This is a genomic window from Streptomyces sp. PSU-S4-23, assembly GCF_055632315.1.
The window spans coordinates 3,464,535-3,478,675 of record NZ_JBVMUU010000002.1 but is presented as its reverse complement, the minus strand read 5'-3'; the positions used below and the strand labels follow the sequence as shown (position 1 = coordinate 3,478,675).

General features: G+C 73.4%; 10 protein-coding genes. 9 read left to right on the top strand and 1 reads right to left on the bottom strand.

What is annotated here, in order from left to right:
* Positions 1-118 precede the first annotated feature (118 nt).
* Both ACZ79I_RS15960 and ACZ79I_RS15955 read left to right on the top strand, forming a co-directional pair.
* Positions 119-3,808, top strand: coding sequence for a glycosyltransferase (locus ACZ79I_RS15960; RefSeq protein WP_471498039.1), 3,690 nt, complete (start codon positions 119-121; stop codon positions 3,806-3,808).
* Positions 3,805-5,349 (top strand): DUF5719 family protein, encoded by a 1,545-nt coding sequence (locus tag ACZ79I_RS15955; protein ID WP_471498037.1) that lies wholly within the window; start codon positions 3,805-3,807, stop codon positions 5,347-5,349. The genes ACZ79I_RS15960 and ACZ79I_RS15955 overlap by 4 nt, the downstream gene beginning before the upstream one ends.
* Positions 5,350-5,476: 127 nt before the next feature.
* On the opposite strand, the gene ACZ79I_RS15950 is transcribed toward ACZ79I_RS15955, so the two are convergent.
* Positions 5,477-5,926 (bottom strand): metallopeptidase family protein, encoded by a 450-nt coding sequence (locus tag ACZ79I_RS15950; protein ID WP_471498035.1) that lies wholly within the window; start codon positions 5,924-5,926, stop codon positions 5,477-5,479.
* Positions 5,927-6,316: 390 nt separating this feature from the next.
* Here ACZ79I_RS15950 and ACZ79I_RS15945 point away from each other — a divergent pair, with 390 nt between their 5' ends.
* From ACZ79I_RS15945 to ACZ79I_RS15915, 7 genes are all read left to right on the top strand, one after another.
* Positions 6,317-6,694, top strand: a complete 378-nt coding sequence (locus ACZ79I_RS15945) for a DUF3499 domain-containing protein (RefSeq protein WP_388375128.1) — start codon at positions 6,317-6,319, stop codon at positions 6,692-6,694.
* 147 nt (positions 6,695-6,841) lie between these two features.
* A complete protein-coding gene (locus tag ACZ79I_RS15940) occupies positions 6,842-8,458 on the top strand; it encodes an L-lactate permease (RefSeq protein ID WP_471504981.1) in 1,617 nt (538 codons plus the stop codon).
* A 137-nt stretch (positions 8,459-8,595) separates the two neighbouring features.
* Complete coding sequence (locus ACZ79I_RS15935) at positions 8,596-9,960, top strand: phosphomannomutase/phosphoglucomutase (RefSeq protein WP_471498033.1); 1,365 nt, start codon at positions 8,596-8,598, stop codon at positions 9,958-9,960.
* A 217-nt stretch (positions 9,961-10,177) separates the two neighbouring features.
* Entirely contained in the window at positions 10,178-10,348 is a 171-nt protein-coding gene (locus ACZ79I_RS15930) for a Trm112 family protein (protein ID WP_381092520.1), read from the top strand.
* Between the two features lie 27 nt (positions 10,349-10,375).
* Positions 10,376-11,503 carry an SIS domain-containing protein gene (locus ACZ79I_RS15925; protein ID WP_471498032.1) on the top strand — a complete coding sequence of 376 codons (1,128 nt, stop codon included), beginning with the start codon at positions 10,376-10,378 and terminating at the stop codon, positions 11,501-11,503.
* 103 nt (positions 11,504-11,606) lie between these two features.
* Positions 11,607-12,758, top strand: a complete 1,152-nt coding sequence (gene manA, locus ACZ79I_RS15920; protein ID WP_471498031.1) for a mannose-6-phosphate isomerase, class I — start codon at positions 11,607-11,609, stop codon at positions 12,756-12,758.
* 165 nt (positions 12,759-12,923) lie between these two features.
* Positions 12,924-13,901, top strand: coding sequence for a cation diffusion facilitator family transporter (locus ACZ79I_RS15915; protein WP_471498029.1), 978 nt, complete (start codon positions 12,924-12,926; stop codon positions 13,899-13,901).
* The last annotated feature ends 240 nt before the right edge of the window (positions 13,902-14,141 follow it).

Here is a 14,141-nt window from a genome sequence, read left to right as displayed (position 1 = left end):
CAGGCGGCGGGCCGTGATCTTGTCCAGCCGTTAGTGTGGGCCTCCGTCCGAGACGCACCGCTGCCCCCTGCGGGCACAGGCGTCCACCGCAGTCCATCGAACCGGGGCCCGCACCTCGATGTCCGTCCACAGCCATACGGCGGCCCAACGCGACGCCGCCACAGCGCCGTTCGAGCAGCCCGGCCCGGCGCTGCTCGATCCGACCCGCCCGCCCGAGTTCCCGCGCCACGTGGTCACCGCGGTGCTCGTCTCCCACGACGGCGCCCGCTGGCTGCCCGACGTGCTCGCCGGGCTGTTCGGCCAGGAGCGCCCCGTGCAGAACGCGGTGGCGGCCGACACCGGCAGCGCGGACGACTCCGCCCGGCTGCTGACCGACGCCCTCGGCGCCGACCGCGTCCTCCACCTCGCCCGGCGCACCGGTTTCGGTCAGGCCGTCGACGAGGCGGGCCGCACCGCGGCCCGGCTGACCCCGGACGACCTGCCCTACCTCAAGCGCCCCAGCGGCTGGGACCCCGTCACCCGCACCTGGCGGGACGAGGCGTACGACATGCCGGAGCTGCCGCACGGCGAGCCGGTGCAGTGGCTGTGGCTCCTGCACGACGACTGCGCGCCCGAACCGGACGCCCTGGCCGAGCTGTTGCGGGTCGTGGAGCAGGAGCACGAGCTGGGCCGCGACGTCGCCGTGCTCGGCCCCAAGCTCCGCGGCTGGTACGACCGCCGGCAGCTCCTCGAGGTCGGCGTCACCATCGCCAACTCCGGCCGCCGCTGGACCGGCCTGGACCGCCGCGAACAGGACCAGGGCCAGCACGACCACATTCGCCCGGTGCTGTCCGTGTCCACGGCCGGCATGCTCATCCGGCGCGACGTCTTCGAGCAGCTCGGCGGGTTCGACCGGCACCTGCCCCTGATGCGCGACGACGTCGACCTGTGCTGGCGCGCCCAGGCCGCCGGCCACCGCGTCCTGATCGCCCCCGACGCGGTCGTACGGCACGCCGAGGCCGCCTCCCGCGAGCGCCGCACCGTCGACTGCGTGGGCCGCACCGCCGCCTCCCCGCACAAGGTGGACAAGGCCGGGGCCGTCTACACCCTCCTCGTCAACGCCCGGACGGCACAGCTGCCCTGGGTCCTGCTCCGCCTGGTGCTCGGCACCCTGCTGCGCACGGTGGCGTACCTGGTCGGCAAGGTGCCGGGACAGGCCCTCGACGAGGTGCGCGGCCTGCTGGGGACCCTGCTGCGACCGGAGCGGATCGTCGCGGGGCGGCGCAGACGCGGCCGGCCGCAGGTCGACAAGGGCGAGCTGCGCCCGTTGTTCCCGCCACCCGGAGCGACCGTCCGGGCCACCGTCGAGCAGGTCGCCGGCAGCCTCGTGGGCCGCTCCGACCCCGAGGTCTCCTCGGCCGGCCGGCACGGCGGGGCCATCGAATCCGGACCCGGCGGCGACGACGCCGACTTCCTGGAGGTCGAGCAGTTCGCCCGGCTCAAGCGCATCGCCCGCAAGCCCGGGCCGGTCCTCTTCGCCGTCCTCCTGCTCGTCTCCCTGATCGCCTGCCGCGCCCTGCTCGGCGGGGGCGCGCTCGCGGGCGGCGCGCTGCTGCCCGCGCCCGCCGACTCCTCCGAGCTGTGGTCGCGGTATCTCGACGCCTGGCATCCGGTCGGCGCGGGGGGTACCCAGCACGCGCCGCCCTATCTCGCGCTCGTCGCCCTGCTCGCGAGCATCCTGTTCGGCTCCACCGGACTCGCGGTCACGGTGCTGCTCGTCTGCTCGGTGCCGCTGGCCGGGTTCACCGCGTACTTCGCCTCGCGTCCGGTCGTCGAGTCGCGGCTGCTGCGCGCCTGGGCCTCCGTCGCGTACGCTTTCCTGCCCGCCGCCACGGGCGCCCTCGCCGGCGGCCGCATCGGGACCGCGGTCCTCGCGGTCCTGCTGCCGCTCATCGCGCGCGCGGGCGTTGCGGCCGCGGGGCTCGCCCATGCGTCGGGCACGCGCGGCAGCTGGCGCGCCACCTGGGCGTACGCCCTGCTGCTGACCCTCGCCACCGCGTTCACCCCGATCGTGTGGCCGATCGCCCTGGTCCTCGGCCTGGCCCTGCTCGCCGTGCACAGGAACGACATCACCGCTCACGGCCTGCGCTTCCTGGTCCAGCTGGGCACCCCGCTGCTGATGCTCGCCCCCTGGTCGCTGTCGCTGCTGCCGTTCGGCTTCTTCAAGGAGGCAGGACTCGCCTACGGCGCGAGCGCGGCCTCCGCCACCGACCTGCTCGGCGCGAGTCCGGGCGGGCCGGGCACCGTCAGCGGGCTGATGCTCATCGGCGTGGTCCTCGCCGCGCTGGCCGCCCTGATGCGAACCGACCGCCAGGGGGGCATCCGGACGGCGTGGGCGGTCGCCGTGGTGGCGCTCGTCTTCGCGGTCCTGTCCAACCACTCCACCTGGGCCGGACCTGCGACCCTCGTCTACGGGATCGCGCTCCTCACGGCGGCCGTGATCGGCGCGGACGGCGCACGCACGCGTGTGGCCGAGCAGAGCTTCGGCTGGCGTCAGCCGGTCGCCGCGCTCATCGCCTTCGCGTCCGCGGCCGGCCCGCTGCTCATCGCCGCCGGATGGATGATCCGCGGCGCCGACGGCCCCCTGGAGCGGCGCGACCCCGTGCAGGTGCCCGCGTTCGTCGCCGAGGAGGGCGGCACCAGTGACCAGGCCCGCACCCTCGTCCTCGACGGGTACTCCACCGCGCGCGTGGGCTACACCCTGGTCCGCGGCTCCGGCGCCCGCCTCGGCGACGGTGAACTCGCCGCCGAGGGCGGCGAGAACGGGCAGCTCGACAAGGTCGTCGCCAACCTGGTGGCGGGCTCCGGAGCCGACCAGGCGGACGAACTCGGCGGCTTCGCCGTGCGCTACGTCCTCGTCCGCAGGGGCGCGCCCCGCGAGGTCAGCCGCGTCCTGGACGCCACGCCCGGCCTGAGCCGGCTCAGCCAGCAGGACGGAAGCGCCCTGTGGCGGCTGGACCGGCAGGTCTCCCGCGCGGCGATCGTCGGCGGCTCCGCCGCACCGCAGCCGGTCGCCGCCGGTCCCGTCGAGATCCACACCGAGATCCCCTCCGGCTCCGAGGACCGCGTCCTGCGGATCGCCGACTCCGCCGACGCGGGCTGGACCGCCACCCTGGACGGCCGGCCGCTCACCCGCACCACGGTCGACGGCTGGGCCCAGGGCTTCGAACTGCCCGCCTCCGGCGGCAGGTTGGACGTCACGTACGACACGCCGTTCGGCCACACCGCCTGGCTGTGGGCGCAGGGCGCGCTCGCCGTCGTCCTCGTGGTGCTGGCGCTGCCGGGCCGCCGCCGTGACGTCGACGACGACCTCCCCGAGGAGCGCGTCGTGCCCGCGCAGGACACCGTCGGCGAGGGCCGCCGTGCGCGTCGGCTGCGTGCTCAGGCCGAGGCCGAAGGGGCCGGCCCGGACGGCGAGGCTCCGCCTCCTCCTCCGGAGGAGGCCCCCGAGCCGGCCGCCGTCCCGCAGCAGCCGGAGTACGGCGCGTGGGACACGGCGGGATACCAGGGCGCCGACTACGGCACCTACGGCGGCGAGCAGTACCAGGGCGCCCAGGAGTACCCGCCCGGCACCTACCAGCAGCCGTACCAGACGGACTCCTACCAGGCGGACTCCTACCAGACGGGCCCCTACCAGGACGCCCAGTACGACCCGTACGGCTACGGATCCACGGCGCCCTACGACCCGACGTACACCCAGGGGTACGGCACGCCGTACGACCCGGCGCACGGCACCGACAGTGAGCGCCCCGACGGGAGCCAGCAGTGAACCGCACCACCCTGTCCCTGATCGCCGGCGCGACCGCGCTCGCCGCCGTCACCGGATTCGCCGCGCTCACCGCACCGGACGCGTCCGGCAGCGGCTCGGCGGGCACGGCCGCCCGGCTGCCCGTGGAGCGGACCCGTCTGCTGTGCCCCGAGCCCAGCACCTCCGACCTCGCCGAGACCTCGTACGCGTCCTTCACGCCCGTCTCGAAGGGCACGGGCGGCAGCGGCAAGGCCGAGCTCGTCCCGGCGGGCACACAGGCCACGGGCGGCCCGGACTCCGGCACGGGCGGAACGGGGGGCAAGGACGGCAAGAACGGCAAGAACGGCAAGGACAAGAAGCAGTCCGACGCCCCGTCCGTGACCCCCAAGGAGCCCGGCACTCCGGCCACCGGCGACAGCTCGGGCCCCGACACGCCCGCGCTCGTCGGCACCGCCACGGGCCGGTTCGCGCCCGGCTGGACGGTCCAGGAGACCACCCAGGTCGCCGCGGGCACCGGCCGAGGGCTGCTCGGCACCGCCTGCACCGCCCCGGACACCGAGTTCTGGTTCCCGGGAGCCGCCACCACCGCCTCCCGCATCGACTACGTGCACCTGACCAATCCCGACGACTCCGCCGCAGTCGTCGACATCGAGCTGTACGGGAAGGACGGCGCCCTGAAGTCGACGGTCGCCGACGGCATCACGGTCCCGCCGCACTCCAGCGAGCCGGTGCTGCTGTCCACGACCACGGACGCGCAGGAGAGCGACGTCACGGTGCACGTGGGCGTCCGCAGCGGCCGGGTCGCCGCCGCCGTACAGGCCCTCGACGACAAGCTGGGCGGCGACTGGCTGGCCGCCTCGACGGACCCATCCGGCTCCCTGGTGATGCCCGGCATCCCCAAGGACGCCACGGACGTCCGCCTGTTCGCCTTCGCGCCCGGCGACGCCGACGCCGACCTCAAGGTGCGTCTCGCCTCCCCCTCCGGGGAGATCACCCCGGCCGGGAGCGAGACGCTGCACGTGAAGTCCCACATGACCGCCACCGTCGACCTCCATGACGTCACACGCGGCGAGGCGGGCTCCCTGGTGCTCACGCCCACCGGCACCGCGGTCCCCGTGGTGGCCGCACTGCAGGTGGTGCGGGGCAAGGGGGACAAGCAGGAGTCGGCCTTCATCCCGGCCACCGCTCCGATCGGCACGCGCGCGTCGGCCGTCGGCAACGGCGCCAAGGGGACCACGCTCTCGCTGAGCGCGCCGATCGGCACGGCCACCGCCAAGGTCACCGCGTCCGCGGGCAGTGAGGGCGGTACGGCGGTGACGAAGGAGTTCACGATCAAGGGCGGTACGACACAGGACGTCGACATGCCCGTACCGAGCGGCCTCAAGGGGACGTACGCGCTCACCGTGGAGTGGGTCTCCGGAGGGCCCCTTTACGGCGCCCGCACCCTTCAGGTGGCGAGCGAGGGCGTGCCCGCGTTCACGGTGCAGAGTCTTCCGGACGACCGGGGGACGGTGGCGGTGCCGGAGGCCGACCAGGATCTGTCGGTGCTGCTGAAGAAGTGACGACGGTGCTGCTGAAGAAGTGACGACCGCGGGGGCCGGCCTCGTCCGCCCCCGCCGACGCGCTGCGGTCCCGGCGTACGCCCCGGTCCCGGCGTACGCCCCGGCCCCAGGGCCGCCGGGCAGCCGGTCAGTCCTCGCCGTAACGCGGATCGACCGTCTCCGGAGTGAGCCCCAGCACCTCCGCCACCTGCTCCACGACGACCTCGTGGACCAGGGCGGCCCGCTCGTCCCGGCCCTTCGTGCGGATCTCCACCGGACGGCGGTAGACGACCACCCGCGCCCGGCGGCCGTCGCGCGCCGGGATCGTGCCGCCCAGGGGCACCGCGTCGTCGCTCCACAGGCGGCCGGGGCCGTCGAGGCGCGGCACCTCAAGGACCATGAAATCGATGTCGGAGAGCTGCGGCCAGCGCCGCTCCAGACGCTCCACGGAGTCCTGCACGAGATCCGCGAACGCCTCGGCGCGACTCGCGGCGAGCGGCACCTGCGGCGGCGCCACGGGTCCGCGCATGCCTCTGCCGTGACGGTCACGACGGCGGGGACCGGGTGCTGCGGCGCGGGGTTGTACGGGCTTGTCCATCACAACGAAGCGTAGTCCCCGCCAGGGCGCCGCGCCCGGCCCACACGGCCGCCCCCTGCCTCCCCTGCGGCGCGACGTCCAGCCGGCTCGCCGGAGCCGCGCCGGGGGATGTCTGCGGCGGCCGTGCGGCATGTCGCAGGATGACCATTCCGGCCAAGCTTGGGCTCGATTCCGCAACTCTCCCAGACCGCCGACCTCATGAAAAATGACGGGCTTTGTACCGAGTGGTGACCGGTTTCAAGTCGGTGCGGCATCCCGCCCCGGGGTGTCCGCGCAGGTCAGCCGGACCGGTCCGGAGGGGTGTGTGGGACGATTCACAGCACGACACGGTGGAGTGACCTGGGGGAGAGTCGTCGCGGCCCGCTCAAGAGTGCGGTACCGTCCAACGTCGTGAGCCCTGTACGTCGCTGTTCGCGCACCGCCTGCGGCCGACCCGCCGTCGCGACGCTGACGTACGTCTACGCCGACTCGACCGCGGTCCTCGGCCCGCTCGCCACCTACGCGGAGCCCCACTGCTACGACCTGTGCGCCGAGCACTCCGAGCGCCTGACCGCGCCGCGCGGCTGGGAGGTCGTCCGGCTCCTGGACGGCTCGGCCCCCGCGCGCCCCAGCGGTGACGACCTGGAGGCCCTCGCCAACGCGGTGCGCGAGGCGGCCCGTCCGCAGCAGCGCACGGCCGGCGCGGGCGGCGGCAGCGCCCGCACCGCGGACCCGATGGAGGTCGCCCGCCGGGGCCATCTTCGGGTGCTGCGCTCGCCGGACAACTGAGCCCTTCGCACCCGGGCGGCCCGGCGCTCCTCTCTCTCATTTTGTTGAACGTTGCACACCCATTGACGTGGCGTTGTTACGGACACGACCATTCCGTCACTCGTTGAGAAATCATTTTCCGCCATGCGGAAAATCGGGGAGGCGTCCGTGTACGTCCAGCAACTCCAACCCATCGCCGGCTCACTCGGCCTGTCCGCCCTCGTCGCAGCCCTTCCTCTCCTGATCGTCCTCGTGCTGCTCGGAGGCGTCCGCATGAAGGCCCACCGGGCGGGCCTGATCGGCCTTCTGGCCGCCGCCCTGGTCGCCTGGCTCGCCTACGGCATGCCGCTCGGCCAGACACTCTCCGGCGCAGCCCAGGGAGCCGTCTTCGGCCTCTTCCCCATCATGTGGATCGTCGTCAACGCCCTGTGGGTGTACCGGATGACCGTCCGCACCCGGCACTTCGACATCCTGCGCCGCTCGTTCGGGCGCCTGTCCGACGACCCCCGCATCCAGGCGCTCGTCGTCGCGTTCTGCTTCGGCGCGCTCCTGGAAGCCCTCGCGGGCTTCGGCGCTCCGGTCGCGATCTGCTCGGTGATGCTGGTCGCCCTCGGCTTCGACCCGGTCCGCGCGGCCGTCGTCGCCCTGGTCGCCAACACCGCCCCCGTGGCCTTCGGCGCGATGGGCACGCCGGTCGTGACGCTCGCCCAGGTCACCGGTCTTCCCCTGGACTCCGTCGCCTCCGTGGTCGGCCGTCAGACCCCGCTGCTCGCACTGGTCGTACCCCTCGTGCTGGTCGGGCTGGTCGACGGGCGGCGCGGGCTGCGGGAGACCTGGCTGCCCGCGCTGGTGTGCGGGACCGCCTTCGCGGCCGCCCAGTTCGCCGCCTCCAACTACGTCTCCGCACAACTGGCCGACATCGGCGCCTCCCTGGTCGGCGCGGGCGCCCTCGTCGCCGTGCCCCACGTGCGCGTGCCCGCCACCGAGTCCGTGCGCGCCGCGGTTCTGACCGGCGCGCGCAGCGAGGACCTCGACCAGGAGGACCCGCGCCCCGAAGTACTGCGCGCCTACGCCCCCTACGCCCTGATCGTCGCCGTCTTCTCCATCGCCCAGATCCCCGCCGTGAAGGACTGGCTGGCCGGAGCGACCCGCACCTTCGACTGGCCCTTCCTGAACGTCGCCGCCCCGAACGGCAAGCCCGTCGGCGCCAACGTCTTCACCTGGCCCATCGTGTCGACCGGCGGCACACTCGTGCTGCTCGCCGGGGTGGCCACGGCCCTCGTGCTCGGCGTGCACGCGCGCGTGGCGGTCAGGGAATGGGCGGCGACGGTGCACGAGTTGAGGTACGCGATCCTCACCGTGACGTCCGTACTGGCGCTCGCCTTCGTCATGAACCTCTCCGGACAGGCGGCAACGATCGGCCACTTCGTGGCGGCGGCCGGCGCCGGACTGGCTTTCCTGTCGCCGGTGCTCGGCTGGTTCGGCGTGGCGGTCTCAGGATCGGACACCTCGGCCAACGCCCTCTTCGGCGCCCTCCAGGTCAGCGCCGCCCACGAGTCGGGCCTGTCGCCCGAACTGCTCGCCGCGGCCAACAGTTCGGGAGGCGTCCTCGGAAAGATGATCTCCCCGCAGAACCTCACCATCGCCTGCGCGGCCGTCGGCCTCGCCGGCCGTGAGGGCGACCTGCTGCGCAAGGTACTGCCGTGGAGCCTGGGCCTGTTGCTGGTGATGTGCCTGATCGTGGTGGGACAGAGCTCCCCGGTACTCGACTGGATGCTTCCCTGAGCCATCGCACGCCCTCCGCCCGGTGAGTCCGGTATGAACTCCTTCGGAACTGCTCGCTGCGGCCCGGCCGGGCATCACCGGCCGTCCGCCGCAGCGGGTAGGTTGAGCTCATCCTTGAGACCTCAGGAGGGTTGGTCGTGGCTGCTGATCTGTCGCAGATCGTGAAGGCGTACGACGTACGCGGTGTGGTCCCGGACCAGTGGGACGAGCCGCTGGCCGAGCTCTTCGGTGCGGCCTTCGCGCAGGTGACCGGCGCGAAGGCGATCGTGATCGGCCACGACATGCGACCCTCGTCCCCCGGCCTGTCCCGCGCCTTCGCCCGCGGGGCGGCCGGCCGCGGCGTCGACGTCACCGAGATCGGCCTGTGCTCGACGGACCAGCTGTACTACGCGTCGGGCGCGTTCGGCCTGCCCGGCGCGATGTTCACCGCCTCCCACAACCCGGCGAAGTACAACGGCATCAAGATGTGCCGCGCCGGCGCCGCCCCGGTCGGCCAGGACACGGGACTCGCCGAGATCCGCGCACTGGTCGAGCAGTGGCTGGACTCCGGCGCCCCGGAGCCGGTGGGGACGCCGGGAGCGATCGGCCGGCGCGACACACTGGAGGACTACGCGGCGCACCTGCGCTCCCTCGTCGACCTGACCTCCATCCGCCCGCTGAAGACCGTCGTCGACGCCGGCAACGGCATGGGCGGCCACACCGTGCCCACCGTCCTCGCCGGGCTGCCCATCGACCTGGTCCCGATGTACTTCGAGCTGGACGGCACGTTCCCGAACCACGAGGCCAACCCGCTCGACCCGAAGAACATCGTCGACCTGCAGCAGCGGGTGCGCGAGGAGCACGCCGACATCGGCATCGCCTTCGACGGGGACGCCGACCGCTGCTTCGTCGTCGACGAGAACGGCGACCCGGTCTCGCCCTCCGCGGTCACGGCCCTGGTGGCCGCGCGCGAGCTGGCCAGGCACGGGGGCACGGGCACGATCATCCACAACCTGATCACCTCGTGGTCGGTGCCCGAGGTCGTCCGCGAGAACGGCGGCACACCGGTGCGCACCCGCGTGGGCCACTCCTTCATCAAGGGCGAGATGGCGCGCACCGGCGCGATCTTCGGTGGTGAGCACTCCGCGCACTACTACTTCAAGGACTTCTGGAACGCCGACACGGGCATGCTGGCCGCTCTCCACGTCCTGGCGGCCCTCGGCGGCCAGGACGGCCCGCTGTCGCAACTGGTCGCCGAGTACGACCGCTACGCCGGCTCGGGCGAGATCAACTCCACGGTCGACGACCAGACGGGCCGTCTCGCCGCGATCAAGGCCGCCTACGAGGGCCGCGAGGGCCTCGCGCTGGACGAACTGGACGGCCTGACCGTCTCGTCCGCCGACTGGTGGTTCAACGTCCGCCCCTCCAACACGGAACCGCTGCTGCGGCTGAACGCGGAGGCGAAGGACGAGGCGACCATGACGAAGATCCGGGACGAGGTACTGGAGATCATCCGCGGCTGACCGTACGCCCGGGGCGCCGGGCGTACGGCACCGTACGTTTCGCGCCCCCGGGCGTACGAGTGTGCGGGCAGGCGGCCGTGCGGTGGGAGCGGGAGCACCCGCACGCCCTCGGAGCCCGTGCGCCCCGTACCCCGCGCGCCTCGCCCAACCCCCGCACGCCGCACCCCGCGGCGGTACGCTGACCAGGCCAAGTGCACCCGCCCCGAAGGGACCCCTCATGCCGCTCGAAGCCGGCCTCCTGGAGATCCTCGCCTGCCCGGCGTGCCACGCCCCCCTCAAGGAGGAGGACAGCGAGCTGATCTGCACCGGCCAGGACTGCGGTCTCGCCTACCCCGTCCGGGACGGCATCCCGGTCCTGCTCGTCGACGAGGCCCGCCGCCCGGCGTAACGACCCGGCGATCGGAGACTGCCGCCCATGCTCGACGAATCGCTGCTCGACGACCCCGAGGCGCTGTCGCGGGCCGACCGCCGCGCGCTGCTCCGCGGGGCCGCCGAGGCCGGCGCCCGGGTCCGCACCGCCGTGCGGTTCGCCGCCGAGGCGGGGATCAACGACCTGAAACCCGAGGGCCGCCCCCGCGCCGTCCTCATCGCGGGCCCCGGCACCGCGTCGGCGGGCGTCGCCGAGCTGCTCGGCACCCTCGCCGGCGCCGCCTGCCCCGTCACCCGCATCCACCCCACCGGCGTCGCGCCGGCCGCGGGCGCCCTGCGCTGGGAGCTCCCCGGCTGGGCGGGCCCCGTGGACCTCCTGCTGATCGCCACCCCCGACGGCAGCGAACCGGGCCTGTCGATCCTGGTCGAGCAGGCATACCGCCGTGGCTGCAACGTCGTCGCCGTGGCCCCCGCCCGGTCCCCGATCATGGATGCGGTGGCCGGTGCCCACGGGCTGTTCGTTCCGATGGCGACCGCCCCGTACGAGCAGGAGGAACCGCTGGCAGCCTCCGCGCCCGGCGTCCTGTGGGCCCTGCTCACCCCGCTGCTCGCCCTCCTCGACCGCACGGGGCTGCTGTCCGCGCCGCCCGACGCCCTGGAGAAGGTCGCCGACCGCCTCGACCGGGTCGCCGAGCGCTGCGGTCCCGCCATCGCGACCTACGGCAACCCCGCCAAGAACCTCGCCTCCGAGCTCGCCGAGGCGCTCCCGGTGATCTGGACGGAGGGCGTCTCCGCCGCGCCGGCCGGCCGCCGCTTCGCCGCCGCGCTCGCGGAACTGGCCGGACGCCCCGCGCTCACCGCCGAGCTGCCCGAGGCGCTCGCCTCGCACAACGTGCTGCTGTCCGGCGCACTCGCCGCCGGAGCCGACCCCGACGACTTCTTCCGCGACCGTGTCGAGGAGGCACAGGCGCTCCACGCGCGCGTGGTGCTGCTGCGCGACCGCCCGATCGGCGGCCTGAGCGCCGCTCCCGCCGCCCGCGAGCTGGCCCTCGGCCATGACACGGCCATCAGCGAACTCGAACCGGAGGACGGCGGCGAACTGGAGACCCTCGCCGAGCTGATCGCCATCACGGATTTCGCCGCCGTTTACGTGGCGCTCGCTTCGAGGGCCTGATCTTGGCTCACGCCTTCCCGGCTCATGCCGTCCCGGCTCACGCCTTCCGGCCGGCGGCCGGCTGACCGTGTACATACCGTGTACATACGGAGAAAAGACACCCATGGATCGCCTCGACAACACCATCCGCCCCTATGCCTGGGGTTCGACCACGGCCATCCCCCGGCTGCTCGGCGTGGAGCCGACCGGTGAGCCGCAGGCGGAGATGTGGATGGGCGCCCACCCGGGCGCACCCTCGCGCACGCCGCGCGGCCCCCTCAACGAGGTGATCGACCAGGCCCCGGAACGCGAGCTGGGGGACCGGGCCGTCGCCAGGTTCGGCCCCCGGCTGCCGTTCCTGCTGAAGATCCTCGCCGCCGGCGCCCCCCTCTCCCTCCAGGTGCACCCGAACCTGGAGCAGGCCAAGGAGGGCTACGAGGACGAGGAGCGCCGCGGCATCCCGGTCGGCGCGCCCCACCGCAACTACAAGGACGCCAATCACAAGCCCGAACTGATCTGCGCCCTCACCGAGTTCGACGGTCTGTGCGGCTTCCGCACGCCCGGCGCGGCCGCCGACCTGCTCACGGGTCTCGGCATCGACTCCCTGGAGCCCTACGTCGACGTGCTGCGGGCACACCCCGAGGAGGCGGCCCTGCGGGAGGTCCTCACCGCCGTGCTGACCGCCGACCCCGGGGACATGGCGCGTACGGTCACCGAGGCCGCGGCGGCCTGCGCCCGCCTCGGCGGTGCCTACGCCCCCTACGCCGACATCGCCCACCACTACCCCGGCGACCCCGGCGTGATCGCGGCCATGCTGCTCAACCACGTCCGGCTGCAGCCCGGCGAGGCCCTCTTCCTGGGGGCCGGCGTCCCGCACGCCTACCTGAACGGCCTCGGCGTCGAGATCATGGCCAACTCCGACAACGTGCTGCGCTGCGGCCTGACCCCCAAGCACGTCGACGTCCCCGAACTGCTGCGCATCGTCCGCTTCGAGCCGGGCGACCCCGGCATCCTGCGCCCCGAGGCGTCGTCCGACGGGGAGGAGGTCTACGACACCCCGATCGACGAGTTCCGGCTGTCCCGGTACGTGCTGGCGGAGGGCGCCGCCCCGCGTGACCTCACGCGTTCCACCCCGCAGATCCTGCTGTGCACGGCGGGCACCGCGCGGGTGGGGGAACACATGCTCGGCCCCGGCGAGTCGGTCTACGTACCGGCGGACGAGAAGGCCGGGGTCTCCGGTGACGGCACGGTCTTCCGGGCGACGGTCATCGCCTGACACCGGGGCCGCGCACAGGTCGCGCCCCCTCGTCCCACCGGTCCGGCGCACCGCTGTCGGGCCCGGCTGCAACAATGACCCACCGGCAAAGGACGGGCAAAGCACCGGACGGCGTACGCATGTACGGCATCCGGCGCGGACGGCTAAGAAGGGACACGCGACCACATGAGCGCGTCAGGCGGCACCAAGGCGATCGTGGCGGCACTCGGCGCCAACCTCGCGATCGCGGCATCGAAGTTCGTGGCGTTCGCCTTCAGCGGCTCGTCATCGATGCTCGCCGAAGGCGTCCACTCGATCGCCGACTCCGGCAACCAGTTCCTGCTGCTGGTCGGCGGCAAGCGCGCCCAGCGCGAGGCGACCCCGCAGCACCCCTTCGGCTACGGCCGCGAGCGCTTCATCTACGCCTTCCTCGTGTCGATCGTCCTGTTCTCGGTCGGCGGCATGTTCGCGATCTACGAGGGCTACGAGAAGATCCAGCACCCGCACGAACTGGAGCACTGGTACTGGCCGGTGGGCGTCCTGGCCTTCGCGATCATCGCCGAGGGCTTCTCCTTCCGCACGGCCATCAAGGAGTCCGACGAACTGCGCGGCAACCAGTCCTGGATGCAGTTCATCCGCCGCGCCAAGGCGCCCGAGCTGCCGGTCGTCCTCCTGGAGGACTTCGGCGCGCTCATCGGCCTGGTCCTCGCGCTCGGCGGCGTCGGCCTCGCGCTCCTCACCGGCGACGGCGTCTGGGACGGCATCGGCACCGTCTGCATCGGTGTGCTCCTCGTCCTGATCGCCCTCGTCCTCGCCGCCGAGACCAAGTCCCTGCTGCTCGGCGAGGCCGCGGGCGCGGAAGAGGTCGAGAAGATCCAGGCCGCCACCGTCGACGGAGACACGGTCACCGGCATCATCCACATGCGCACCCTGCACCTCGGCCCCGAGGAACTGCTGATCGCCGCCAAGATCGCGGTGCGGCACGACGAGACGGCCGCCGAGATCGCCGCCGCGATCGACGCCGCCGAGGCCCGCATCCGCGCCGCCGTCCCCATCGCCCGCGTCATCTACCTGGAACCGGACATCTACAGCGAGGCCGAGGCGGCCAAGGGCCCGGACCGCGAGGCCACACCCGGCGGCCCCGCCCGGACGAACGAGCACTGACCACGCGGCCGGCCGTCCCGAGCGAACACCCCGGTGCCCCTACCGGGAATTCGACCGAAAGGGACCGGATGCCATCGGAGGCGGACTGGGGAGCGTGCGGCCGTCCGGTGTAGCTTGGGTCGGAGCCAGACGTCGCTGCTGATGGCGGTCGGGCGGCCCACCACGGGCCGGCCGAGGGAGAGAGGGCCTCCGACGGACTGCGCTGCGCGCACCTGGGCATGCCTGTGTCCTCTTTCGGGC

What these genes read in the sequence shown, in the direction of transcription:
- ACZ79I_RS15960 (WP_471498039.1), top strand. Translation starts at nt 119, where the DNA reads ATGTCCGTCCACAGCCATACGGCGGCCCAACGCGACGCCGCCACAGCG.
- ACZ79I_RS15950 (WP_471498035.1), bottom strand. Translation starts at nt 5,926, where the DNA reads ATGGACAAGCCCGTACAACCCCGCGCCGCAGCACCCGGTCCCCGCCGT.
- ACZ79I_RS15930 (WP_381092520.1), top strand. Translation starts at nt 10,178, where the DNA reads ATGCCGCTCGAAGCCGGCCTCCTGGAGATCCTCGCCTGCCCGGCGTGC.
- ACZ79I_RS15925 (WP_471498032.1), top strand. Translation starts at nt 10,376, where the DNA reads ATGCTCGACGAATCGCTGCTCGACGACCCCGAGGCGCTGTCGCGGGCC.
- manA (WP_471498031.1), top strand. Translation starts at nt 11,607, where the DNA reads ATGGATCGCCTCGACAACACCATCCGCCCCTATGCCTGGGGTTCGACC.
- ACZ79I_RS15915 (WP_471498029.1), top strand. Translation starts at nt 12,924, where the DNA reads ATGAGCGCGTCAGGCGGCACCAAGGCGATCGTGGCGGCACTCGGCGCC.